The sequence below is a fragment of the Humibacter ginsengisoli genome (assembly GCF_054780095.1).
In genome coordinates, this window is sequence record NZ_BAAGWZ010000004.1 from 201,793 (window position 1) to 224,839 (window position 23,047).

At 64.1% G+C, this 23,047-nt stretch carries 19 protein-coding genes and 4 tRNA genes; 13 read left to right on the forward strand and 10 right to left on the reverse strand.

Going from position 1 to position 23,047, the window contains the following annotated elements; genetic code table 11:
* The first annotated feature begins 77 nt into the window (after nt 1–77).
* Both ACYVI5_RS07615 and ACYVI5_RS07620 read left to right on the forward strand, forming a co-directional pair.
* Nucleotides 78–866 carry an SGNH/GDSL hydrolase family protein gene (locus ACYVI5_RS07615; protein WP_460579738.1) on the forward strand — a complete coding sequence of 263 codons (789 nt, stop codon included), beginning with the start codon at nt 78–80 and terminating at the stop codon, nt 864–866.
* Nucleotides 867–1,169: 303 nt separating this feature from the next.
* A complete protein-coding gene (locus ACYVI5_RS07620; RefSeq protein WP_460579739.1) occupies nt 1,170–1,292 on the forward strand; it encodes a hypothetical protein in 123 nt (40 codons plus the stop codon).
* Between the two features lie 70 nt (nt 1,293–1,362).
* On the opposite strand, the gene ACYVI5_RS07625 is transcribed toward ACYVI5_RS07620, so the two are convergent.
* Nucleotides 1,363–2,040, reverse strand: a complete 678-nt coding sequence (locus ACYVI5_RS07625) for an RES family NAD+ phosphorylase (RefSeq protein ID WP_460579684.1) — start codon at nt 2,038–2,040, stop codon at nt 1,363–1,365.
* A 2-nt stretch (nt 2,041–2,042) separates the two neighbouring features.
* Nucleotides 2,043–2,432 (reverse strand): hypothetical protein, encoded by a 390-nt coding sequence (locus ACYVI5_RS07630; protein ID WP_460579685.1) that lies wholly within the window; start codon nt 2,430–2,432, stop codon nt 2,043–2,045.
* A gap of 142 nt (nt 2,433–2,574) precedes the next feature.
* Here ACYVI5_RS07630 and ACYVI5_RS07635 point away from each other — a divergent pair, with 142 nt between their 5' ends.
* Nucleotides 2,575–3,000, forward strand: coding sequence for a hypothetical protein (locus ACYVI5_RS07635; RefSeq protein WP_460579686.1), 426 nt, complete (start codon nt 2,575–2,577; stop codon nt 2,998–3,000).
* On the opposite strand, the gene ACYVI5_RS07640 is transcribed toward ACYVI5_RS07635, so the two are convergent.
* On the reverse strand, nt 2,997–5,684 hold the full coding sequence (locus ACYVI5_RS07640) for an AAA family ATPase (protein ID WP_460579687.1): 2,688 nt from the start codon (nt 5,682–5,684) through the stop codon (nt 2,997–2,999). The two genes, ACYVI5_RS07635 and ACYVI5_RS07640, sit on opposite strands and share 4 nt — an antisense overlap.
* Before the next feature lie 372 nt (nt 5,685–6,056).
* Here ACYVI5_RS07640 and ACYVI5_RS07645 point away from each other — a divergent pair, with 372 nt between their 5' ends.
* Complete coding sequence (locus tag ACYVI5_RS07645; protein WP_460579688.1) at nt 6,057–6,998, forward strand: HipA domain-containing protein; 942 nt, start codon at nt 6,057–6,059, stop codon at nt 6,996–6,998.
* A 52-nt stretch (nt 6,999–7,050) separates the two neighbouring features.
* Nucleotides 7,051–7,779 carry an HIRAN domain-containing protein gene (locus tag ACYVI5_RS07650; protein ID WP_460579689.1) on the forward strand — a complete coding sequence of 243 codons (729 nt, stop codon included), beginning with the start codon at nt 7,051–7,053 and terminating at the stop codon, nt 7,777–7,779.
* 397 nt (nt 7,780–8,176) lie between these two features.
* On the opposite strand, the gene ACYVI5_RS07655 is transcribed toward ACYVI5_RS07650, so the two are convergent.
* Nucleotides 8,177–8,249: transfer RNA gene (locus ACYVI5_RS07655), tRNA-Val, on the reverse strand.
* Nucleotides 8,250–8,625: 376 nt separating this feature from the next.
* On the opposite strand from ACYVI5_RS07655, the gene ACYVI5_RS07660 reads away from it, so the two are divergent.
* Entirely contained in the window at nt 8,626–11,013 is a 2,388-nt protein-coding gene (locus tag ACYVI5_RS07660; RefSeq protein WP_460579690.1) for an AAA family ATPase, read from the forward strand.
* Between the two features lie 182 nt (nt 11,014–11,195).
* Here ACYVI5_RS07660 and ACYVI5_RS07665 read toward each other — a convergent pair whose 3' ends face one another.
* On the reverse strand, nt 11,196–11,564 hold the full coding sequence (locus ACYVI5_RS07665; RefSeq protein ID WP_460579691.1) for a hypothetical protein: 369 nt from the start codon (nt 11,562–11,564) through the stop codon (nt 11,196–11,198).
* 323 nt (nt 11,565–11,887) lie between these two features.
* Between ACYVI5_RS07665 and ACYVI5_RS07670 the strand changes: the two genes are divergently transcribed.
* A complete protein-coding gene (locus ACYVI5_RS07670; RefSeq protein ID WP_460579692.1) occupies nt 11,888–12,907 on the forward strand; it encodes a tyrosine-type recombinase/integrase in 1,020 nt (339 codons plus the stop codon).
* Nucleotides 12,908–12,982: 75 nt separating this feature from the next.
* Here the strand turns inward: ACYVI5_RS07670 and ACYVI5_RS07675 are convergent.
* The 4 genes from ACYVI5_RS07675 to ACYVI5_RS07690 form a co-directional block, all read right to left on the reverse strand.
* A tRNA-Phe gene (locus ACYVI5_RS07675) sits at nt 12,983–13,058 on the reverse strand.
* 69 nt (nt 13,059–13,127) lie between these two features.
* Nucleotides 13,128–13,201 (reverse strand) — tRNA-Asp (locus tag ACYVI5_RS07680).
* Nucleotides 13,202–13,231: 30 nt separating this feature from the next.
* Nucleotides 13,232–13,304, reverse strand: a tRNA-Glu gene (locus ACYVI5_RS07685).
* A 94-nt stretch (nt 13,305–13,398) separates the two neighbouring features.
* Entirely contained in the window at nt 13,399–14,361 is a 963-nt protein-coding gene (locus ACYVI5_RS07690; protein ID WP_460579693.1) for a helix-turn-helix domain-containing protein, read from the reverse strand.
* An 89-nt stretch (nt 14,362–14,450) separates the two neighbouring features.
* Between ACYVI5_RS07690 and melA the strand changes: the two genes are divergently transcribed.
* The 6 genes from melA (at nt 14,451) to ACYVI5_RS07720 (ending at nt 22,132) form a co-directional block, all read left to right on the forward strand.
* A complete protein-coding gene (gene melA, locus ACYVI5_RS07695) occupies nt 14,451–15,872 on the forward strand; it encodes an alpha-galactosidase (RefSeq protein ID WP_460579694.1) in 1,422 nt (473 codons plus the stop codon).
* 97 nt (nt 15,873–15,969) lie between these two features.
* Nucleotides 15,970–17,319, forward strand: a complete 1,350-nt coding sequence (locus tag ACYVI5_RS07700; protein WP_460579695.1) for an ABC transporter substrate-binding protein — start codon at nt 15,970–15,972, stop codon at nt 17,317–17,319.
* Complete coding sequence (locus ACYVI5_RS07705) at nt 17,316–18,281, forward strand: carbohydrate ABC transporter permease (protein ID WP_460579696.1); 966 nt, start codon at nt 17,316–17,318, stop codon at nt 18,279–18,281. Before ACYVI5_RS07700 ends, ACYVI5_RS07705 begins: the two co-directional genes overlap by 4 nt.
* Nucleotides 18,278–19,171, forward strand: coding sequence for a carbohydrate ABC transporter permease (locus tag ACYVI5_RS07710; RefSeq protein ID WP_460579697.1), 894 nt, complete (start codon nt 18,278–18,280; stop codon nt 19,169–19,171). The genes ACYVI5_RS07705 and ACYVI5_RS07710 overlap by 4 nt, the downstream gene beginning before the upstream one ends.
* 154 nt (nt 19,172–19,325) lie before the next feature.
* Nucleotides 19,326–20,597, forward strand: a complete 1,272-nt coding sequence (locus ACYVI5_RS07715) for a peptidoglycan DD-metalloendopeptidase family protein (protein ID WP_460579698.1) — start codon at nt 19,326–19,328, stop codon at nt 20,595–20,597.
* A gap of 17 nt (nt 20,598–20,614) precedes the next feature.
* Entirely contained in the window at nt 20,615–22,132 is a 1,518-nt protein-coding gene (locus ACYVI5_RS07720) for a C40 family peptidase (protein WP_460579699.1), read from the forward strand.
* A 6-nt stretch (nt 22,133–22,138) separates the two neighbouring features.
* Here the strand turns inward: ACYVI5_RS07720 and bla are convergent, their stop codons facing one another.
* Complete coding sequence (gene bla, locus ACYVI5_RS07725) at nt 22,139–23,038, reverse strand: serine hydrolase (RefSeq protein ID WP_460579700.1); 900 nt, start codon at nt 23,036–23,038, stop codon at nt 22,139–22,141.
* Nucleotides 23,039–23,047: the final 9 nt, after the last annotated feature.

Sequence of the window (23,047 nt, forward strand, 5' to 3'; positions counted from 1 at the left end):
AGCTTTGGAAGCCAAGGAAATGGATCGCCCGTCTGGCATGGGCGAGGTCCCCTCTGAGGAGGCTTGTAGTGAAGCGCATGGTGGCGCTGGGAAGTTCGTTCGCTTCCGGAGCGGGAATTTCGCCGATCGTCAACCGTCTCGCGAACCGTTCGGGCAACAACTACGCCCACCTGGTTGCCGCCGCCATCGGTGCAGATCTCACCGATGCCACGGTCGGCGGCGCAACCACTGAGACGGTGTTGCGGAAGCCACAACGCGTCGGGCTCTATCGCTTCCCTCCACAGATCGAGGCGATCCCGCGCGACAGCCCGGTGGATTTAGTGACGATCACCGCAGGCGGCAACGACCTGCACTACTTGGGGTCGCTCCTCTCCGCGGCCTACGGGAGTCGCCTCGATGCGCACCCCGTGACGCGTGCTCTCGGCCGCCGAATGCGAGCAAAGGCGACAGCGGCACCGCCCCATCCGAAGGACGTAAACACGGCTGCACGGGGCCTCGTCGACATCGTCAAAGCCGTCCGCGACCGGGCACCGTCCGCTCGCATATTGCTTGTCAACTACCTCACCATCATCGGCACCAGAACCATACCCTCCCACACGGTCCCGTTCACCACCGCTGAGCTGCTGAGCTTCCGGACCATCGCCGACCATCTGAGGGACGCATTCGCGATTGCAGCGCACGAGTCCCACGCCGAACTCATAGACGTTGCCGCCGCGAGCGATTCCCACGCCATCGGATCCGCCACACCATGGGTCCAGGACTTCGCCGACCGACGCAAACGTGAAGCTGCGCTCTTCCACCCAACACTGGCGGGAATGCGCGCCGTCAGCAACGCCATACTCAACCACGTGGGTCTGCCGGATTAACGGTGGATCTGGCGCTGGCGGTGGATAGTTGACGCGGCCCACGACGCCGAGATGTCTGGTCGCGCAGTGGCGAGCAACCGCTGTCGGCGAGAACGGCCGATCGGTATGGGCTTACAGGACGAATACATGCGGGCACTGGCATTCGATTTACTCCCTGAAGAAGATCGAGCGGCCGCACTGGAACGTTTCGTCGCGCTGATTGAGGAGGGCAGGAGAGCACCTGGTGACAGGCTTCCTCCGCACACCGTTGTTACTCCCCGTCGTCGCGCACTTCTGGCGTGCTGACCTGACTACCGGCTGCTGCTGCACACGACCGCACCTTCATGGCCCCGAATGGTCGCGACGGGCGCAACGATCATCGCGGAACACTGGTCACTCCGACGCCGCGGAGCTCCGCGACGAGGAGCGAGCCCGAAAGCTCCATGAGTGCTGCAGAGCCGCCTGCCTCCTTCAGTACAATCGGCAACCGTGACCGGTCGCGCCAGGGTCAAGGACTTCAGGCCAACACGATGCCGTGACGTTCCGCTATTGCAATCAGGTCCGGGTCGTCGAGTGTGATGCGGCGTTCGCTGACGAGCTCCACGGGTGTCTCGTCGAAGATGGCCCAGCACTCGTAGTCGGTGCTGAGCCGCGACAGGTAGCGGATGCCGCCGTAGAGCGGATCTCCTGTGTCGTCGACGGCCTGGTAGATCCAGGTGGCCAGTCCTCTCGTCAGCAGGCGGGACGGGCCTCGTACGGTGGCCACGTCCAAGGTCGGCACGCTCAGGCTGATGAGGATCGTACGGGCTCGCTCGGTGAGGTAGGTGTGGGTCGCTGCGGCTTCGATGTCGAGGAATGGCAGTGCGTCGCGGCTGCGAATGGTCCGGATGACGCGGGGAGCGCGCCACGAGGCGTCCAGCGCGGGCGCCTCGAGCTCCTCTGCGGTCGCGCCGGCCTCCGCCATCAGCTGGCGCACCGACGCGCTCAGCCGGAACGGCGCCGTGACCTCGGCTAGTGCGCCCTGCGCCGTTGTCGCCGCATACAGCACACCGGCGCCCGGGACATCGAAGCGATTGCCCTCGTTGTCGCGACCGGACACGTCAGCCCTGATCCTCGAGAACTTGAGCGCGGATTCCGAGCGCTCTACCCGGTACATCTCGATGGGCGGTTCAACCAGGACCGGGCCATCAGGCATCGTCAGGTCTCATCGACGTATGCGCGCGCGGCAGCCATGACCTCACGAGTGCGCCCGGCCGCGAGTACTTCGGCCGGATTCTCGTCATCCAACTGCGGATTCATTCCCATGAACCAGGCGCGTACGACCGACGGAGAGTCACTCGTCAGGAGCAGCTCAACGATCTGCAGCGTGTCGATGACTCGGCGCTGCTCCTCGTCTCGGCTCGGCCCCTGACCAGCGATCCAGCGGGAGATCGTCTTGACATCCCGCTTGACGATCACGGCGAACAGCGCCTTACCCAATGTCTCCGCCAGCGACTTCACCGCTGGGGTGAGATCGGATTCGACTGCACGTACATGCGCCAGTTGACGCTTACGCCGTGGCGCCGGCGCCTTGAGAACGCTCGACATCGGATCACCTCCGATCTAAAGTCTACGCAACGACGGCCGGAAATGTCCGCGAAATGTCCCAGGAATGTGCAGGGTTAGATCCAGCCAGTCATCTTGCATTGGGCTTGTCTGTGGGGTGCAGTACCAAAGTGGGGTTCGATGGGTGGCGCGCTGGCGTCATGATGATCGTGTGATTGGTCATCGTCCGGCTCCGCGTCCCGATGGTGTCAATGACCGCGATGCCGTGGCGCTGTGCCGGGAGTGGATGATCTTTCTCGGCGAAGCAGACACGGTTGCGTCCGCGGGAGCGGCATCCAGGATCTGCGACTTGTACAGTTCGCGCTACGTGGCTGTGGTCGACAACGGCCGCGGCAATATCGGGCTGCCTTTGGTGGACCGCGTCGCCGTGCTCGCGGAGTCGGATGGTCGCCGAGGATTGATCTTCCATGCCGAGGGATGTCTTCCGGGCGCTGCGGTGAAGGCTGATCGCGCGGGCATCGCAATCATCACCTTTGATGCGCGGAACTCTGAGATTGAGGCGAGGAATCAAGTGGCGATCCCGATCTGTCGGTCCTACCAGCTTCCCTAGCGATCTACGCCAGTCGTCCTGCGCGGCCGCATAGTCTCTGCCGGTGTCACGGCCTGGCCGGTTGCGGCTCTGGATAGTTCTGTTTGTGCTGCTTCTTGCGAAACTCCGAGGCTGTGTTCGACGCTCGAGCGGCGGAGCATGTCGGCTAACTCGGCGGTTGCCGCTTTTGCGGTAGCCGCGATGAGAACTGCTTGGTTGTTGTGGCGTCCACGCGTGAGCCCGACGTAGAGGCCTGAGGCGTCGACGCCGGGTCCGACGATGGAGCGGTCGGTGGTTTCTCCTTGCGCGCCATAGACGGTGGAGGCGTATCCGAGGTGAAGGTGGATGGCAGCGTACGCGTGACTGATCCGCCGTGCGTTGCTCGAGTCGGTTGTTGAGGTGAGGAGGATGCCATCTGCGCTGATGTGAGTGATGACCCAGTTCTGTCGATTCTCGACACCAGTCGTGGAGTCGTTGCGTCGCGTCTGCACCACGTCGCCCTCGAAGATGGCCTGGCCGCTCTGACCAGTCGCGACATGATCTATGCTCAGTGAGCCCTCACGGATCCGCCGGGCCTGGATTCCTTCTCCGACGGCCTGTGCTTCGGCGTGAGTGGCCGTGACGAGTGAGATCGTGGCCCGGCTTTCGGTCGCGTCGAACCATCCGTCGACCATCGTCTGTAGCGCTTCTTGGGTGTTGTTCACCAGCGCGACGTGACCGCTGCGCACTAGGCGTACTGCAACCTGCTGACGTTCCTCGGCACCGCGAGCATCGCGAAGTTCCCGTGTGAGTTCCGCCCAGGCTGGGTCCTGGAACCGGTGGATGTCGGTAAGTGCGATCCGGGCTGTGCTTGCGCGCCGAATGAGTTCCATGGCGCCGGAGTGTCCGACGGGCAGCGCCTGGTTGGGGTCACCGACGGCTGCCAGGCCCACACCGGTCTCGTTGACGAGTTCGACAAGTGCGTTGGCCGCGTCGAGGTCGAGCATTCCGGCTTCGTCGATCACGATCCGGTCCTGGCGCCGGACTATGTTCGCTCCGGGGCCGGTGTAGGGGTGTCCGGTGGCGGGGTCGGTGTCGCCGATCATCAGCCGTGTCCAGGTGGTGCGGCCGGCGGCATCGGTGTCCCATCGCCATCCGTACGTGTGCAGGAGTTGGTGAAGGGAGGATGCATCGGCACCGGTTTCCCGACCCGCCACGGTCGCTGCTTTCTTTGTCGGGGCGACCACGACCATCCGCCGGCCCTGCAGGTGCAGTGCTGCGGTCGCGACTTTCAGCATCGTGGTCTTCCCGGTCCCGGCGGCCCCGATGATCGTCACCAGCCTGTTCGTGCCGGCGATCATGCTTGCGCCGGCCAGCTGTCCCTCGTCGAGGTTCTTGTCCCTGCTGACCGTTGCCGCGACCCGAGTGATCGCCTCACTTGGTGCTGCTTCCCCTGTGGCGGGCAGGAGTTCCAGGCGGTTCGCCAGCCTGTTCTTCGCGACCGCGGTCTCCGTGGCAACCAGGTGCTTCACGTGGTCTGGCACGACATCGTCCTCGAGTAGTCGGACCGTGTGCACGGCAACCGCCTTCGCCATCAGGTCCGCGGCAAGCCGGTCAATGCTCTCTCTGTCCGTGACCAGTCCGGTAGCGGCGAGGGCGCGGAGGACGCCGGCGCGGACATCGAAGACTGAGAACCGGCCACCGGTTCCGGTGGAGCGGCCATCAGCATCCACGACGGCTTTCGCGGCCATCAGAGCCAGGTCAATGTCCGCGACATCGACCGGGGCCACGGTGACGGCTGGTCGCGCGGTCACCCCTGGGTCGGCGGTGTGGATCTCGTCCCGGATCATGCCCGCCCAGTTGTCTTCGTCCAGGTTCGCCGGCTTGTTGGGTCGACCGGTTGCCCATGCCCACCGGTCGATCTGGTTCAGCACGTCCCGGGACGTTTCCTCACCGGGATGCTGTGACCGCCACCATTCCAACCGTGCCGACCTGTTGGCCTCGATCTGTGCTGACCGCTTGGACAACGGGCGCACCAGGTGCGCCAGTTGCTCGATTTCTCCGTCCGCGTTGAGGGTGAATCCTTTGATGGCCAGGGCGTGGATCCAGGCCGGGTCGGTGCGTGCGGCGAGGTCGCCTTCCGCGTTGATCACGTTCTGGAACCTCAGGGCCACCCTCGTGTCAAGGTTGGACCAACGCCCGTCCCTGCCTTGGACTTTGACATTTAGCCAGAGGTGCCGGTGCTTGTGCGGATCCAGCGACCGGGAGCGTTCGTGCTTCAGCTCGACAACTTCGACCCGAGCCAGGTCCTCCCGAACCCGTCCGCCGGCACCACGGCGAGCGTTGAGCTCTTGTTGCCAGAGATGAATGATGCGGTCCCGCAGCCGGTCCTGCAGATCCTCGTACGCTGCGTTCAGCTCAGGATCCAGCATCGCGGCGATCGAGAACGACTTCGGCGCGTTCAGCGTCGCATCCAGCACCAGATCAGCCACCGGGGACTCCAGATCGCGGCCGCGCCGTTCACCCGTGATCGGGTCTAGCCCGTCCACCCACTGGCGCAACTGCTTCCGTGTGAGGAGGTCGTCCCGGATCGCGCCGTCTTCGCAGATGTACCGGGTCATCACCGCGTCCGCATAATCCGTGGCAGCGATCACCCCGGCCGCGTCTCTCGCGGTAAGAGTCGCGTCACAGACCCCGCCGAAGGCGTACGCGACCGCCTGCTTCACCCCTTGCGAAGCCTTGCCCCGCTTCCACCGTGCGATTCCACCCCTCACACCTACTCTTCATCGAAACGGCCGATTTCGGCGCGCACCTCACAGAAAGTGCCTGCGTGCATCACCGAATTCGATTGTTGGGAACAATGTTCTTGATACCTGCCTTCGGTTCCTTCCTCTTGGTCAGAATCTCCTCGTCAGCCGCTCCGTTCATGTTCATGTTTCGCTGTGATTGTTCGAGAACGCCGTCGCCTAGCCGGCGCCGCTTGCCGTGGCGATTCATGGAGGAGCCGCCTTCCGTCCCGGCGGCGGCTCCAGGGCTCGGAACTCGCCGCGCCCGAGCCTTCGATGTTTGATCGCAACATGTCCGTACAATGCGGGACCATGCGCGCCATCGCCAGCCGACTGGACGTAAGTTCGTGGGAGCAAGTGTTAGTCGAAACTCGGGGAGCCACTGAGAAAGCGTGGATTCGGATGCCCGGCGGGTCCTCCTCCGAACCCAGCTCTGACTGGCTCTTCAAACCGGCTTTCGTCCAAGGGAACGGCGTGCGGCAGGTGGGCGACTGGACCGAAGCAGTCTCGTCCCGGATTGCTGGTGCCCTGGACCTCCCGGCCGCTGAATCTACTACGGCAGTGCGGCATGGCGTCGAGGGTGTGATCGTTCGGAATGTGAGGCCGCGCGGCTATGACATGGTCACCGGACGAATGGCAATGATCGACGCGATCGCAGTCGAAACACGCGACTCACATCGAGTTCGCACTGCCTCGGTCGGGCACTCGCTTGCCAACGTCCTGCGAAGTCTCGAAGGATATGGGCCGCCTCCCGGATGGGCGTCTTGGGCCGGTTGCACTGCCATAGACGTGATGGCGAGCTACCTAGTCTTAGACGCGCTGATTGGCAACGGCGACCGTCATGAACAGAATTGGTCCGTTCTACGTGCGCAGTCATCCCTGTCGGCCCTTGACGACACCGTCTCGGCCACATATGACCTTGAGGCCTCTCTGGGCTTTCAACTGAGCGACGAACAACGGGCGGCTCGATTGCGAGATCCCCGTGGTATGGAGTCCTTCGCTTTGAACGGGCTTGCGCGTCGATTCGATGGCGACCAGGCGACACCCCTCCTTGAAGTCGCGGTTCGGGCGGCTAGATCATGCACCATTCAAGGACTGAGGCGAATCGCACTCCTGGTTGATGAGGTCTCCCGCGCAGATTTTGGCGCGATCGTTATGAGTGTGGGCGGAGTGTCAGAGGTCACGCGTAACTTTGCAATCAACGTTCTGAACATCAACGGAAGGAGGATCACCGATGCCAAGTGGAACAGCTGAACGCACTGCTACTGAACTGGCCGTACTGTGGCAGGATCCAGCGTCCCGTGCGATGACTCCGATCGCGTTGCTGTCGTATGACGGCAGCACCTACACGTTTGCTTATCTGCCAGCCGCATCGACGATCGCGGGATTTAGGCCGTTGCTCGGTTTCCGCGACCTGTCAGAGGTCTACACGAGCGATGAGCTCTTCCCTCTGTTCCAAGAGCGCGTCCTAGATCCAACGCGTTCCGACTTTGCACGAGTTGTTCATGGCCTCAAGCTCGACCCCGCCGAAGCCACTCCGTGGGAGCAGCTGGTCCATTCCGGAGGCGGTTCCGAGGGTGACACGCTTCAAGTCACACCACTTCCACATCAGGATGGGGACGGGTGGTCGTGCTACGTCCTTGCCGCAGGCCTACGGTATTTCCAAAGCAAGACGGTCCGCACCGAAGCGGGAGAGACACGAACCTATACCGAAGACGAGTTCGAGCGAGTGCTGGAAGCGCTTAGCCCAGGGGACGTGCTAACGGTCCGGCGAGAGATAGGAAACGACTACAACCCGGCAGCCCTCCTACTGTTCACCGAGAATGACGATGTAATCGGTTACCTGCCCGACTGGTTGGCGCGATTTGTTGAGCCCATGTCACCTGAAGGCGTTCCCGACCTCGTGGTAAGGGTGGAACGGATTACCGATAAGAGCGCGGGGTGGCACCTCCGTCTCATGGTGTCGGTTCACGGTCCAGACCCGTTCGAAGAAACTAGAGAAAAGCTCCGTACGGGACGCGCCCTGCGCTACTAAGCGCTCGGAGTCCGGGCCATGGTTACAGCCGACGATGGACCCATGCCGTCCCTCATTGCCTAGCCCGCCTATATCGCGCCGAACGGATGCACCTTGAAATCTCTCGATCTAAGTGCAGACCCAATGAACAGACTATGCCGCCTGATCCTTTGAAGACGAAAGTTCCTCACCGGTCGGCACGCTCTCGAACAAGACTGCCCTGGCCGCGCTCGCGTCGTCCGTCGTTTCGTTCATGTTCGCCTTTGAGCGCCGGCGAATGGTACGAGCATTGCGGAAGGCGAATCTCGCATTGCCCGGGGCCGAATGTGCGGGCTCGGTCCCTGTAGCCGATTACTACGACGGAGTTTCGCGGGTCCCACTGCGTTGGCAGGGGACCCGCGCCGTGATCGCATCACGGAATCCTTGGCGGGACTCGAACCCGCAACCTTCCCTTAGTAAGAGGGCTGCTCTGTCCGTTGAGCTACAAGGGGTCTGGAAAAAGACTCTATGAGCCGGTCCCGGCCATATCCATCCCGCGTTCGGGTGACGTTGCAAACAGAGCAAGCACCCTCCCGCCGGGTGTTCCATGCCGCGCACCGACTGCGACGGTCGGCCGCAAGCGGATCACTAAGCGGGCGCTCGGCGGCAGGGTCTCCGACCGTACCGGCGGTCGGCGAGGCCTCAACGAGGCGCCCGCTCATGGCTCTGGCCTTCAACGGGTGGCACGCCCTGGCGGTCAGCTCGATCTAGCGGCGTATTGAAGGTGAGGTGACAAACGTCTGTGGCTCAGGCCCCGTCGGTGGTCACGCATAAGGTGGGCTCACAACATCTGCCGGCAAGTCGCCGGCTCGATTCCTGGGGAGCACCTTGATCGTCGCGACTTTATACGTGCGATTCTTCCGGTCGTTCAATTTTGACTACCTGCGCCAAGCCCACAATCGTTATCAGCCAGATCTGTGGGACGTGCTCGAAGACGGGCGCGCGTTTCCATTCGTGCAGATCCCCCTGGCCCCGGACGTCACAACGGTGGTCGGTGCAAACGAGTCGGGCAAGAGCCAGCTGCTCGACGCAATCAAGTTCACGCTCACCGGACAGGGCGCGAAGCCGTCCGACTTCTGCCGGTACTCCGAGGTGTTCTCGATCAACCGCGACCTCCCATCGCCCGACTTCGGCTTGCAACTTGGAGGTCTCACTGACACGGATCGCGCCTCGATCGGAACCGCGATAGGCGCGGAACTCAGCGCTGACGATCAGGTGCGGGTGTTCCGATTGAGCGGTCGGCCCCTTGAAGTCTTTGTAACGGGCGACCAGACGACGAGACACGCGCCAGCCAATCCGACTCTCGTGGAAGCGCTCCTCCCGACCTGGTTCGAGATCGACTCAAGGACCGCGCTGCCTAACCGTGTGCCTCTCGCTCGGCTGACTCAGCGTGGTGACTTGGCAGGCTCGCCCCCGAACTCGGCTACCGCCGTAGCTGCCTTCGTGCAGCAGAATCCCCAATTCTTCACCAACGCTGCCACTGTCCAAGGGGCTGCGGACGCGATCTATCAGGCCTACGCCGCGGCGCCCCCGGGCGAAGACGGCGTCTCCGCCGCGCAGGTCACGCTCGTCAGGGATCTCCTCCTTCATGTCGGCGGGGTCAGTGAGTCGACGTTCCAACAGATCCTTGACTCGGTCGTTGCTGGAGACGACGGGTACGTCAACGGCCTGGTCGAGAGAGTGAACCGTAGTCTCGCGACCGGTCTGAACTTCCCGCATTGGTGGAGTCAAGACCATAAGTTCCAACTGCTCGTCAGTGTGCGCGGCTTGGATCTTGTTCTCACGATCAAGGACCGGACAGGGACGGAGTACTCCTTTGCCGAACGCAGCGGCGGGATGAAGTACTTTCTCAGCTACTTCGTCCAGTACCTCGCCCACCGCCCGGCGCGTGGTTCGCCGAATGAGATCCTTCTGATGGACGAGCCCGATGCGTTCCTCTCGAGTCAGGGTCAGCAGGACTTGCTCCGAATCTTCGAGGACGTCGCCCGCCCTGCGAATCCAGAGCGCCAGGCCGCGCAGGTGGTCTATGTGACGCACTCGCCGTTTCTCATCGACAAGAACCACGGCGAGCGGATCCGGGTGTTAGAGAAGGGGGAGGCCGACGAAGGTACCCGGGTGGTTCGGAACGCAGCCCGTAACCACTACGAGCCTCTGCGCTCCGCTTTCGGTGCGTTCGTGGCCGAGACGACTTTCATCGGGCAGTGCAACCTGATGGTTGAAGGAATGTCGGACCAGATCATCTTGGCCGCGGTTTCCGCATGGATGGCCCGGACCCACCCGGAGCTGACTGCGGAGAACCTAAACCTCAACACCATCACGCTCGTCCCCGCCGGAAGCGCCTCGCAGATCCCGTACCTCGTTTACCTTGCCGTTGGCCGCGATGTCGATCGCCCGGCAGTCATCACCCTGCTTGACTCAGACGCGAGCGGCGACAAAGCTGCTGCGACCCTCAACAAAGGCGGTCCCTACAACAAGTGTCTGCTCAAGAAGGATTACGTCCTCCAGCTCGCAAGCCTTGATGGGGACGGTTTGACGCCTTCCCGGCCGCAGGGCTTCAGCGAAATCGAAGACCTCCTTCCCGTCGAGGTCGTGCTCCGGGCGGCTCGAAACTACGTGGCTGAGTTCCTCGGTCAGGCAGCAGAGAAGAAGATTCAAAGCGTCGTCATTCAAGACCTTTCGTTTGATGGTTCGGGTACTCAGAAAGTCGTCGAGACTCTCCTGAGGTCCAAGCTCGGCGAGGACTTCCACCTCGACAAGGTCGGCCTTGCCCGCCACATTTCGGAGCTACTCCGCGATGACGACGTGACGGATGACCAGCGGGACAAGTTGCTCGCCGTGGCCCGGGCTCTGTTCGGTCGGCTCGTAAAGATGCAGCGAGCAGCGAATTTGGAGATGTCGACCGAGCGAGTCGCGCGGAAGGTAAAGCGGGCAGTGAAGGCGTTCCAGACCGCGACGTTGGGTACGCCGACGCGTGATCAGGCGCTTTCCTTGGTGGAGAACATCGAACGCGACTTGATCGTGGGTACTCAGACGGAAGCGCTTCGGGACGAGTTGCGAAGATTGCGGATTGACTTCCAGCTGGAAGAGGATCCGAGCAAGCCACTCGTCGATGCGACACGGTTTATTGAGCGAGTCAACGCGTCCGCTTACCTTCGCGAGCTCGAGTCGCAGGACGAAGGGTTCGCCGAAATGGTCGGAGGGAGTAAGCCGGCCTAGGCAGGCTCGGGCTTCCCGGCCAACCGCTCGCAACCGAGTATCGGCACGCTTCGAGTGCGAAGGCCACGGCCCCCACCAATGCAACGACGTCCCCCGCGGCAGCGATGCATAGACGCAGGCGAACTCGCCGCGGATGGCGAGTCGCCGATCCTCATCGTACGAGCGACGTTCGCTGTCGCCTCCTACCGACCGAAGTGGTGGTTGTGGTGTGGCCCTAACTGAACCCCGGCAGTCTCGATGCCGCCGGCCGCCCCGCCCTGGTATGCCACGTAGGTGCTGTGCATTGCTTCGGCGCCTTTGCGGACGACGGGTGCGAGCGGTGATTCGGCCGAGGCCATGATGGTCCAGCCTTCGTCGATCAGCCACATCGCGAGCTCGGGGGCCCGGACGTGTTCGGCTGCCGTGAGTTCGTCGAATTCGGTGTTGAGCAGGACGACTGTTTCAGTCTTGTCGTTGGTGAACAGTTCATGAGTTCCATCTTCATGAGTCCCTCTCCTCGTTCTGCCGTGTACCAGATGCGTTCTTCTGGCCGTTTCGGCGAACGAGATCAAGAGCCGGGCGATGAGGCAGAGTGAGTGGAGGGAGCGCAGCCGAGGAAGCCGGCTAGGATCGACCTCCGGAGCGGCAAGAAGACCCCGACAGGCAGCACGCCTGCGGCGTCCTGCACGACGAATGCTGTGCCGCGTAGCGCCCGGATCCGTCTTCGTTTGATGGCGGCCTCGGGCTGACAGCAGTCATCTTTCGCCGGTCGGTGGCCGCTGCGACACTGGAAAGCGGGGAACGGAGGTGTCGGATGGGGTCGGTGGAGCCGTATCAGACGGCAGCGGGTAAGCGGTACCGGGTGCAGTATCGGAAGCCGGATCATAGCCACACAATGAAGCGTGGCTTCAAGACAAAGCGTGATGCGGAACTCTTCCTTGCCGAGCTGGAGGTCAGGCAAGCCAAGGGCGACTGGATAGATCCGACGAAGGCCCGCACGCCGGTTTCGGTGATAGCTGAGGAGTGGTACCAGGCACAGGTGCAGGTGAAGCCGACGACACGGTCGGGTTACCGGTTTCATCTGGACAAGTACGTCCTGCCCCGGTGGGGGCGGCTGAGCCTGGTGGATGTTCGCCACGGTGATGTTCAAAAGTGGGTGGGCGAACTCACCGAGCACCTCGGGCCCTCCATGGTGAGGCAGATTCACCTGGTTCTGGCCGGTGTGCTCCGGTACGCGATTCGGGATGGGCTGCTGACCAGCAACCCGTCAGACGGGATCCAGCTGCCGAGGCTCATTCGGCGAGAGCACGGATACTTGACTCATCAGCAAGTGCGAGCGCTCGCCACCGAGTGCGGGACGCAGGGAGACGTCGTCCTCTTCCTCGCCTATACCGGGCTGCGGTGGGGGGAGATGGCCGGCTTGAAGGTCAGCCGAGTCAATTTCGCACGCCGCCGAGTCGACGTCGCTCAGGCCGTGTCAGAACCTCGAGGCGTCATCGTCTGGGGAACCCCGAAGAACCACGAACGACGATCGGTGCCGTTCCCCGAGCTGCTGACCGATGCCCTGGCACAGCGCTGCTCAGGCAGGAAACCCGATGACTTGGTCTTCTTCGGCGCCGACGGTGGCGTGTTTCGTGCGGGCAACTTCCGCAACCGGGTATTCAACACCGCAGTCGCCCGCTGCATGGAGAACGACTCCACCTTTCCACGACTGACGATTCATGACCTGCGGCACACGGCGGCATCCCTCGCTGTATCGGCCGGAGCAAACGTGAAGTCGGTGCAGCGGATGCTCGGCCACGCCTCCGCCGCCATGACGTTGGACGTCTACGCGGACCTCTTCGATGATGACCTTGACGCCGTTGCCGTCGCCCTGAATGACAGCGCGACGCAGTCAGATGTAGTCAAAATGTAGTCAGATGGCTCTCGGCCCTCCTCGCCGGAGGCATAAAAAGAACCCCCGAATCCCAGTAGAATCGGGGGTTTTTCTTGGTGGCTCCGACCGGCATCGATCCGGTGACCTTTCGATTTTCAGTCGAACGCTCTACCAACTGAGCTACAGAGCCGAGGCATCCGGCACAAGGAAGGATGCCCACTGGAAAAGAAGCCCTCCATAAAGAAGGGCTTCTCCAGCGCGACCCTGACGGGACTTGAACCCGCGACCTCCGCCGTGACAGGGCGGCACGCTAACCAACTGCGCTACAGGGCCTTGTGTGTTTTCAATTATTCAGTGTAGTCGTGACCCCAACGGGATTCGAACCCGTGCTACCGCCGTGAAAGGGCGGCGTCCTAGGCCGCTAAACGATGGGGCCGTCTGCGCTCACGGCGTATGACTACCGAGGGTCAAGCATAAGGGAGGGCTGGCCGATCGCCAAACCGGTGGGGACGTGGATCGATGGATGTCGATCACAGTCCGCTCGGGGCGGATAAGACCTGTAAAGGCTGGGGCGAGCAGATCGTCTGCTGTCCGGCGCCGTGCGACTTCAGCACCTGCTGCTCTGCCCGAGCACCGTGCCGGTAGGCGCTCGGGGAAACGTTGCAGGAACGGGTGAAGTGAGCGTAGAAGCTGCTCTGCGAACCGAAGCCGGCCGCGTGCGCGATCTCGCTCGTCGTCATGGTCGTGGTGAGCAGCAGCCGCTGAGCTTCGGCCATGCGGCACCGCGTCAGGTAGGCACCCAGTGTGGTTCCGACGGTTTCACGGAAGAGCGTCATCGCGTAGTTCGGGTTCAGGTGCGTTGCCCTGGCGATGTCGGCCGGAGTGATGTCGGAGCGGAAGTTCGCGACGGTGAACTGAGCCATCTCGACGATGTGCTGCATGCCGTCGTTGTGCAGATGAGTGGCGCCGGATGCCTGTGTCGCCTCCGCGCCGTGCTCGAGGAAGTGGAAGAGCAGCCTCTGCACCAGGGCCTGGATCTCCAGAAGAGCGCATTGCTCGGTCGGGCCGCCGGTCAGGTCGCTGACCCACGACGAGAACATCGGCTCGACGGCGCGGCCCGCCGCCTCCATCGGAAGAACGATCGGTCGGCTGGTCAGCAGTTCGCGAAGGTGCTCGCTCGGGAGTCCCCAGCTGAAGACCGTCGACAACGGAATGTGCACCCAGTAGTTCTTGCCCTTGAGTGTGGTCTCGTCGTCGATGAGGCGATGGGGAGTGGATGCCCAGAACATCGCGATCTGTCCGGCTTCGACGAGCAGGCGGTCGCCTCCGAACAGGTACTTGAGGTGACCGTCGACGACGTAGTTGAGCTCCAGGTCGTCGTGGCGGTGCGACTTCTCCATCTGCGGCGCCGTTCCGAGGCGCGCCCAGATCGCAGGGTCTTCCACCACAACTTGCGATTCGGGGGTGATCGTCGAAGGCCGGCGCTGGCGCATCCCATCACGATAAGCGCACCTGAGGATTCTGGAAAGACAGCCTTATGAACGAGAAGCCTGCCGACCCAGTTGGTTCGTACCGTATCGGTATGCCTGACATCGCAGCCAAGCCCAAGATCACCATCATCGGAGCCGGTGGCTTCGTGTTCCCGTTCCGTCTCATCGGCGACCTGATGAGTTTTCCCGCTCTGCGCAGCGGCCGTCTCTGCCTGATGGACATCAACGCGGATCGCGTGGCGCGAGTGGCGGATGCCGCACGCGAGCTGGCGTCTCACTACGACTTCGACATCCAGGTCGACGAGACCACGGACCGCCGCGAGGCGCTCCGCGACGCCGATGTCGTCATCATCACCTTCCAGGTGGGAGGCATCGAGTCGTACCGGCACGACGTCGAGATCCCACGCCGCTACGGCGTCGACCAGACCGTCGGCGACACCGTCGGGCCAGGTGGTGTGTTCCGATTCCTGCGGTCGGTCGGCGCCTACGAGGCGATCGCAGCGGATGCCCTCGAGCTGTGCCCGAACGCCCAGTTCATCAACTACGCCAACCCCATGGCGATGGCGACCGCGTTCCTCAACGCGAAGGGCCTGAAGACGGTCGGGCTCTGCCACAGCGTTCAGGGGACGACACGGATGCTCGCGCGCACCCTCGGCGTGCCCTACGAGGACGTGAACTACGTCTCCGCCGGCATCAACCACCAGGCCTGGATCCTCAAGTTCGAACGCAACGGCGAGGATCTCTACCCTCGGCTGCACGAGACCATGCGTGCCCGTCACCTGCGCGGTCGCGGCGCCGAGGGGCTTCTGTCCGACGACGGAGACCACAGCGAAGCCGCGGCCGAATCCAGCAACTACGAGGGCGGGAACGAGCAGGTCCGCACCTCGATCATGGAGACGTTCGGCTACTTCCAAACGGAATCGAGCCACCACGCATCCGAGTACCTGCCCTACTTCCGCAAGAACCCCGACCTCGTCTCCGAGTTCATCCCCGAGCGATGGGACTACTTCGAGATCTGCTCGGCGCACGACGAACAGGGCGACATCGACGAGCAGCTCGAGAAGCTGAAGGAGAACCTTGCGCCCTCGGTCGAATACGGCGCATCCATCGTGAACTCCCTCGTCACCGGAGTGCCGAGCGTGATCTACGGCAACGTGCCGAACTCCTCGCTGATCACGAACCTGCCCGCGGATGCCTGTGTCGAGGTTCCCTGCCTCGTCGATAAGAACGGCGTTCAGCCGACATCGATCGGGGAGCTCCCGCCGCAGCTGGCGGCGCTCAACCGCACGAATATCGGCGTGCAGACGCTCGCCGTGCGCGCGGCGCTGACCGGCGACATCCAGAACGTGTACCACGCCGTCGCCCTCGACCCGCTGACGGCGGCCCTGCTGACGCTCGACGAGATCCACGCCATGACCGACGAACTGCTCGTGGCGCACTCACGGCTGCTGCCGGATGCACTACGGCCCGCGTCGACCACGCCGGCCGAGGAGCAAGCGGTCTCGGCGGCCTGACCCCCGGCCGAGGCTCGAACTCGGCTTCAGCCCAACGCGACGCAGCACCTCGGCGTGCTGGTCGGTTTCGCACCACCCGTGAACAAAGGAGTTTGTCATGCCCTCGCAGTACTCATCTCACGACCCGAAGCTCATCTCCAGGCGCACGGCGCTTCGGTACGCGGCGACCGCGGTCGGCGGAATGGCCCTGGCGCCCGCGCTCGCGGCGTGCTCGGCAAGCGACGCATCGGCCGGGTCGAGCAAGGTCGGCCCGGACACGAAGGCCGACCTGGTGATGACGACGTGGAACATCCCTGCCGACATCGTCGCCTACAAGAAGTTCGCGGCCGAGTACAAGAAGACCCATCCGGGCGTGAACATCAAGGTGCAGGTCACGCCGAACGGCGATTTCAACCAGTACCTGAGCACACAGCTCGCGGGCGGCAACGCTCCCGACATCATCCGCAACACGTGGCAGCAGATCGGCCGATGGGCCAAGAACGGCGGCTTCGTCCCGCTGAACGACTACCTGAAGAAGGACTACGGCAAAGGCTTCGGCGAGACCTTCTGGAACGCGGCACAGCTCGACGGCAAGGTGCACGGCATCCCGCAGCACACCGACACCTTCGGCACCTACTACCGCACCGAGATCATGCAGACGATCGGCGCCAAGCTCCCCGACAGCCTTGATGCGGCCTGGAGTTGGGACGAGTTCCTCAGCATCGCTCGCGAGGTCAAGAAGGCGACCGGCAAGGCCGCTGTCGCGTACGGCTTCGAGGGCGTGAACACGGCCTATCGGTGGCTGCCGTTCCTCTACATGCACGGCGGCAAGCTGATGGAGGACGACGGCAAGACGCCGGCCATCGACTCGACGGAGGGCGTCGAAGCGATCGCGTGGTTCCAGCAGCTGTACAGCGAAGGACTCATCCCCAAGTCGAACACGATCAAGGGCTCCACCACCGCCGCTGTCGAGAACACCTTCACGAGCGGGCAGGTCGGACTCATGCTCTTCGGCGACTGGATCATGGCCGAGATCGGCAAGGGCCTGCCGCAGGAGAAGTGGAACATCACCTACATGCCGAAGGATGTCTCGGCCGCTTCCGATCTGGGCGGCAACCTTCTCTCCGTCTCCAAGAACTCGAAGAACCCAGCCGTGGCGGCCGACTTCATCCAGTTCGTCTGCGACCAGGCCAACATGAAGTACTTCTGCGAGACCGATCTCTTCTTGCCCGTGCGCACCGCTCTGATGGACGAGAAGCTCGAGTTCGCCTCGAACTCGCAGCAGATGAGCCTGTTCAGCGAGCAGGCGAAGACGGTGCCCGCGGCGATGGCGAAGGTGGAGACCCTTCCGAACTTCGCGTCGATCAACCAGGTGCTGGCGGACCAGCTCGACCTCTGCTTCATCGGCAGTCAGAGCCCGAAGGCGACGGCGAAGAACATCGCCGACGGCATCAAGAACGCGTCATGACCAGCGCGCTCTCGCATCCTGCCGAAGGCGCTTCGCCGGGGAGGGCGGGTGGCAGCACCAGCACGCCGCTCGGCGAGCGACGGAAGAGTCGCACGCGGCGCGAGGGCAGGCTCGCTCCCTGGGTCTTCGTCAGCCCTAGTCTCGTTCTCTTCACCATCTTCGCGTTCGCGCCCATCGCGGCAGCGGTCATCCTGAGCTTCCAAGACGTGCAGCTGTTCGGCGGAGGCACCTGGGTCGGCGTCGACAACTACACGAAGATGCTCACGACCCCTCTGTTCTGGACGAGTGTGTGGAACACCGTCGTGTTCACCATCGGCACTGTCCCGACGAGCACGGCGCTCGGCCTTCTCCTCGCGGTGATGCTGAACCGCAAACTGCCGGGCAGGGGCATCATCCGCAGTCTCTACTTTCTGCCGATGGTGGTCTCCGGCGTCGCTGTGTCGCTGGTGATGGTGTGGATGTTCAACAGCGACAACGGCATCGTCGACGCGTTCCTGCAGCTGGTCGGTCTTCCGCGGATCGACTGGCTGAGCTCACCGAGCTGGGCGATGCTCACGGTCATCCTGGCGGTCGTCTGGGGTCGGATCGGCTTCTGCATGGTCACGTACCTCGCGGCTCTGCAGGGCATCAACCCGTCGCTGCTCGAAGCAGCACAGATCGACGGCGCGGGCACCTGGCGGCGCTTCGCGTCCATCACGTGGCCGCTGCTCAATCCGACGACCTACATGCTGATCGTTCTCAACATCGTCTTCTCGCTCCAGGCGTTCGACGTGATCTATGTGATGACCGGCGGAGGCCCGGGGTTCTCCACGACGGTGCTCATCCAGTACATCTTCCGGTCCGCCTTCACGGACGGCCGCATGGGTTATGCCTCCGCGGTCGGCGTGTTCCTCGTGGCCGCTCTGCTCGTACTCACCCTGCTTCGCAATCGACTCTCTCGTCGAACGGAGGACCAATCATGACGGCGTACACCGAGAAGACGGTGGTCGCAGCACGCCCGCCCGCCACTTCGCCGAGACGGCGTCCTGGCACGACACGACGAAATGTCGGCCGCTGGGTGGTTTGGGCACTGCTTGTCGCCGGTGCCTTGATCATGTTCTTCCCCGTCTACTGGGTTTTCGTCACTGCGATCAGTCCGGGCGGACTCGCCGAGGGATCCGGCTTCGCCTTGTGGCCGACGCGAGTCGACTTCAGCGTCTTCGCCAGGGTCTTCCAGAGCCAGCCCATCGGACTCTGGATGCTCAACTCGACGATCACCTCGGTGGCGAGCGTCATCCTGTCGGTCGCCATCAGCCTGCTGGCGGGATACGCCTTCGCGAAGTACCGGTTCCGGGGCAGGAATGCCCTCTTCGCGCTCATGCTGCTCACGATCATGGTTCCGATCCAGGTCATCGTCGTGCCCGAGTTCGTGATCATCTCGAAGCTCGGACTGGTGAACTCCTACTGGTCGGTGATCCTGCCCAGCGCCGCCCAGGGGATCTGCATCTTCATCGCGCGCCAGTTCCTCATCGCCGTTCCCGACGAGCTCATCGAGGCCGCCCGGGTGGATGGGGCGAGTGAGTTCCGCATCTTCCGGCGCGTGGTTCTGCCCATGAGCGGTCCACTCATCGCCGTCCTCACGATCCTCACGTTCGTGTGGCGCTGGAACGACTTCATCTGGCCTCTGGTGGCACTGCAGACTCCCGACAAGTTCACGATGTCGGTCGGCCTGAACTCGCTGAACGGCGCCTACTCGCATCCGTGGGACCAGATCATGGCGGTCACCCTGCTGTCGATGATCCCGGTGATCATCGTCTTCCTGGTCTTCCAGCGACAGTTCGTGCAGGGCATTGCGGAGTCCGGCCTGAAGTAGGGGCCGGGCAGAAACAGGGCAGGGTGCCGAAGCGGGAGGCTCACGACGAATCCGGCAACCCTCGCCGAATGACCCGGGGCGCGCGCCCCACCCGGGTTACAGTCGCTCGAGTACCCCGCCGGCGCACCCCCGCGACCGCACACGAGGAAGAGCCATGACGCGAGACGACCGTACGCGACGACGCGTGCGCTTCAGGCGAGCGTTCCGGCGACCGGATGCCCGCCTCGCAACCCGCGCGCTGATCGCGATCGCGGGCCTCGTGCTCGTCGGAGGCGTCGCGGCTCCCGCGCACGCCGACGACTATCCGAGCTGGCAGGACGTGCAGAACGCGAAGTCCAATCAGGCTGCCGCTCAGGCCGAGGTGACCAAGATCCAGGGACTCATCGCCAACCTCGAGACGCAGGTCTCGCAAACCCAGGCGGAGTCGGTCAAAGCCGGCAACGAGTTCGCGGAGGCGCAACAGAAGTTCGACGTCTCCGACCAGCGGGCGCAGGCGTTGCAGTCGCAGGCATCCGGTCTGCAGAAGAAGGCGGATGACGCCACCACCCAGGCAGGACGCCTCGCGGCCGAGCTCTACCGCTCCGGCGGCGGCAACCTGACGGCCAACCTGTTCCTGAGCGGGTCGAAGAGCGCGAAGGATGCTGACAAGCTGCTCGATCACCTCGGATCCGCTTCGAAGCTGGTCGAGAACACGAGCGGCATCTATCAGCAGGCCGAGCAGGCGCGCAACACGGCGAAGTCGATGAGCGACCAGGCCAATGCGGCGCGCACGGAGCGCGAGCAGCTGCGCACGGAGGCGGATGCCGCCTACAAGAAGGCGGTCGCGGCAGCCCAGGCTGCGCAGCAAGCCCTCGCGACGCAGCAGGCGCAATCCGTGGTGCTGCAGGCTCAGCTGGCAGCGCTGCAGGACACGACGGCAAAGACCGTGGCCGGTTACGAGGCAGGCGTCGAGGCGCGCCGCAAGGCTGCGGAGGCGGCTGCAGCGGCGGCGCTGGCCGGCGGGAACGTCGGCCCCCAGGGCTGGGCGGTGCCCGTCGGAGGACCGATCACCGACTACTTCGGATGGCGAGTCTCGCCCTGTTCCGGCTGCACGAGCTTCCACGAAGGAGTGGACATCGGCGGCGGATGCGGCGCCACCATCCACGCCGCCCACGACGGCGTCGTCACCTACGCCGGCTGGAACGGCGGCTACGGCAACTTCGTGCTCCTCGATAACGGGGGTGGCATTTCAACAGGGTATGGACATATCGTGAGCGGAGGCATTCTCGTCAGCTATGGCGAGAGGGTCGGCGCCGGTGAACCGATCGCCCGGGTCGGCTCGACCGGACATTCGACCGGCTGCCACTTGCACTTCGAGGTGCGGCAAGGCGGAAGCGCGATCAACCCGATCCCGTTCATGGCAAGCCACGGCGCACCCCTCACCTGAGTATCGCGGGGGGCGATATGGCAACCGAATCGCCGAACGAGACCGCGCGCGCCGAGCGGCTGCGACGCGAGAACGACATCCTGCAGGCCGAGCGGCGCCAGCGGGAGCGGGCATCGGTGTGGGGTCCCGCAGGGCATCCGGTGGCGGATGTCGACAGCGGCAAGCGCAGGCGGCCCGCGAACCGCACGTCGTCGCTGGTACCGCTCTCGATGAGTGCGGCGGTCGTCGGCGTCATGACCGGGGCCATCGGCATCGCGGTACCGCCCGCGCACGCCGACGACTACCCCAGTTGGAACGACGTTCAGCAGGCCAAGCAGAACGTGGCCGACCAGCAGTCGCTCGTCGACAAGATCACCGGCCTCATCGGCGACCTGCAGAAGCAGGCGGATGCCGCGAGCGTCGCCGCGGACAAGGCCGCAGAGGCCTACCTCCTCACGAAGGCCAAGCTCGACGACGCGACGTCGAAGGCATCCGATCTGCAGAACAAGGCGAAGGCCGCGGCCAAGACGGCCAAGACCTCGGCAATGCGGGCGGGGCTGCTGGCATCCCATCTGGCCAAGACCGGCGGCGACTCCTCAGTGAACCTGCTGCTCTCGGGCGGCGACACGGATGCCTCCGACAAACTGCTCTACCAGCTCGGCACCATGAGCCAGCTCACCGAGCAGTCCAGCGCGATCTACAAGCAAGCGGTCACCGACAAGAACACGGCGGCGTCGCTGTCGGACCAGGCCGCGGCCGCGGAGAAGACGCGGAAGGTCCTGGCGGATGCCGCGGCATCCGATCTGCAGAAGGCGAAGGATGCCGCGTCGGCAGCGCAGGCGGCGCTCGCGGACCAGCAGACGAAGCAGACGGAGCTGGTGTCGCAGCTCGCGACGCTGCAGAACACGTCGGTCGAGGTCGCGCAGCAGTACGCCGACGGAGTCAAGGCGAAGGCAGCGGCGGCAGCCGCAGCCGCGGCGGCGCAGCCGCCAGCTCCGTCTCAGGTCGGCCAGGCCGGGAGTTCGGGGGGATCACCCGCTAGTGGTTCCTCGTCAGGCGGTTCCTCGTCCTCTGGTTCCTCGTCCGGGGGTTCCTCTAGCGGCTCGTCCTCCGGCGGTTCGTCCGGTGGGGGTGGATCCTCGGCGCCTTCCGGAGGCGGTGGCGGCGGAGTCGGCGCTCCGAACTCGAGTGTGGTGGAGGCGGCCATCGGCTACGCCTACGCCCACATCGGCGCTCCTTACGACCTAGGCGGCGCCGGGCCGATCTACTACGACTGCTCGGGCCTCGTGATGGCGGCTTACGGTGCCGCGGGCGTCTACGTCGGGTCCCACAGTGTGACCGACCAGTTCTACACGGCACAGGCCCGTGGGCAGATCGTTCCGCTCAGTCAGCGCCAGCGCGGCGACATCATCTTCTGGTACGACGGCGGCTTCTACCATGACGCGATCTACCTGGGGAACAACCAGATCATCGCGGCGCGCGACTATGGTGAGCCTCTCGCCGTGCAGGGCCTGTGGGGCTCGCCGTACCCGTACGTGGCGCGCCCGTCGGCGTAGGCATCCTCAGCGCAGAGCGGCGACGACGTCCTTCGTGACTGTCGCGATGAGGTCGTCGTTCGAGGTGGCATCCGCGGTGCTGCGCGTGGTGTAAACGGCGAGCACGATCGGCTCGCCCTGCGGCGGATAGAGCACGGCGATGTCGTTGCGCGACCCGTAACCACCGTTGCCGGTCTTGTCGGCGACGCGCCACGACACCGGGACGCCGGCACGGATGTACGTGCCGCCCGTCGTGTTGCCCAGCATCGTCTGTACCAAGAAATCGCGACGCTTCGCCGGCAGCGTGCTTCCGAGCAGGATGCTCTTCAGGTCGGTCGCGACCTGCTCGGGCGTCGAGGTGTCCCGCGGATCGCCCGGCACCGCCGAGTTGAGATCGGGCTCCGTGCGGTCGAGGTTCGTCACGGCGTCACCCCACGAGCGAACGCGCTCCTGCGCGGATGCCGGCCCGCCCAGCTGCTCGTACAGCAGGTTCGCGGCGGTGTTGTCGCTGTACTGCAGCGCGGCAGCGATCACATCCGAGAGCGGCATGCCGTCATCCACGTGCTGCGACGTGATGGGCGAATACGACTGCAGGTCGGAGGCGTCATAGTGGATGATCGCGGCGAGCTGGGCGTCCGTCGCGTGCTGCAGCACAGCGGCAGACGTGAACAGCTTGCTCGTCGAGTCGAGAGCGAAGCGCTCGGAGTCTCGGTAGCCGTACGACTGGCCGGTGCCCGTGTCGAGCATCCGGATGCCGACTCGTGCGCCGTACTGCTGCTCGAGCGCCGCGAGTTCGTCGTTCAGTGCGCCCGTGTCGAGCGCGGACCGCGACGGCGATGGCGTCGAGGTCGCCGTCGGCGGGGGTGATGCGGCGTCGTGCTCCGCGGCGCATCCGCTCAGCAGGAGCGCAACGGCTACCGCTGCCACAATCCCGGC

Bases quoted from the DNA above. Each gene is read 5' to 3' on its own strand.
- ACYVI5_RS07615 (WP_460579738.1), top strand. From the start codon at position 78: ATGGTGGCGCTGGGAAGTTCGTTCGCTTCCGGAGCGGGAATTTCGCCG.
- ACYVI5_RS07625 (WP_460579684.1), bottom strand. From the start codon at position 2,040: ATGCCTGATGGCCCGGTCCTGGTTGAACCGCCCATCGAGATGTACCGG.
- ACYVI5_RS07630 (WP_460579685.1), bottom strand. From the start codon at position 2,432: ATGTCGAGCGTTCTCAAGGCGCCGGCGCCACGGCGTAAGCGTCAACTG.
- ACYVI5_RS07645 (WP_460579688.1), top strand. From the start codon at position 6,057: ATGCGCGCCATCGCCAGCCGACTGGACGTAAGTTCGTGGGAGCAAGTG.
- ACYVI5_RS07650 (WP_460579689.1), top strand. From the start codon at position 7,051: ATGACTCCGATCGCGTTGCTGTCGTATGACGGCAGCACCTACACGTTT.
- ACYVI5_RS07670 (WP_460579692.1), top strand. From the start codon at position 11,888: ATGAAGCGTGGCTTCAAGACAAAGCGTGATGCGGAACTCTTCCTTGCC.
- ACYVI5_RS07690 (WP_460579693.1), bottom strand. From the start codon at position 14,361: ATGCGCCAGCGCCGGCCTTCGACGATCACCCCCGAATCGCAAGTTGTG.
- melA (WP_460579694.1), top strand. From the start codon at position 14,451: ATGCCTGACATCGCAGCCAAGCCCAAGATCACCATCATCGGAGCCGGT.
- ACYVI5_RS07700 (WP_460579695.1), top strand. From the start codon at position 15,970: ATGCCCTCGCAGTACTCATCTCACGACCCGAAGCTCATCTCCAGGCGC.
- ACYVI5_RS07705 (WP_460579696.1), top strand. From the start codon at position 17,316: ATGACCAGCGCGCTCTCGCATCCTGCCGAAGGCGCTTCGCCGGGGAGG.
- ACYVI5_RS07710 (WP_460579697.1), top strand. From the start codon at position 18,278: ATGACGGCGTACACCGAGAAGACGGTGGTCGCAGCACGCCCGCCCGCC.
- ACYVI5_RS07715 (WP_460579698.1), top strand. From the start codon at position 19,326: ATGACGCGAGACGACCGTACGCGACGACGCGTGCGCTTCAGGCGAGCG.
- ACYVI5_RS07720 (WP_460579699.1), top strand. From the start codon at position 20,615: ATGGCAACCGAATCGCCGAACGAGACCGCGCGCGCCGAGCGGCTGCGA.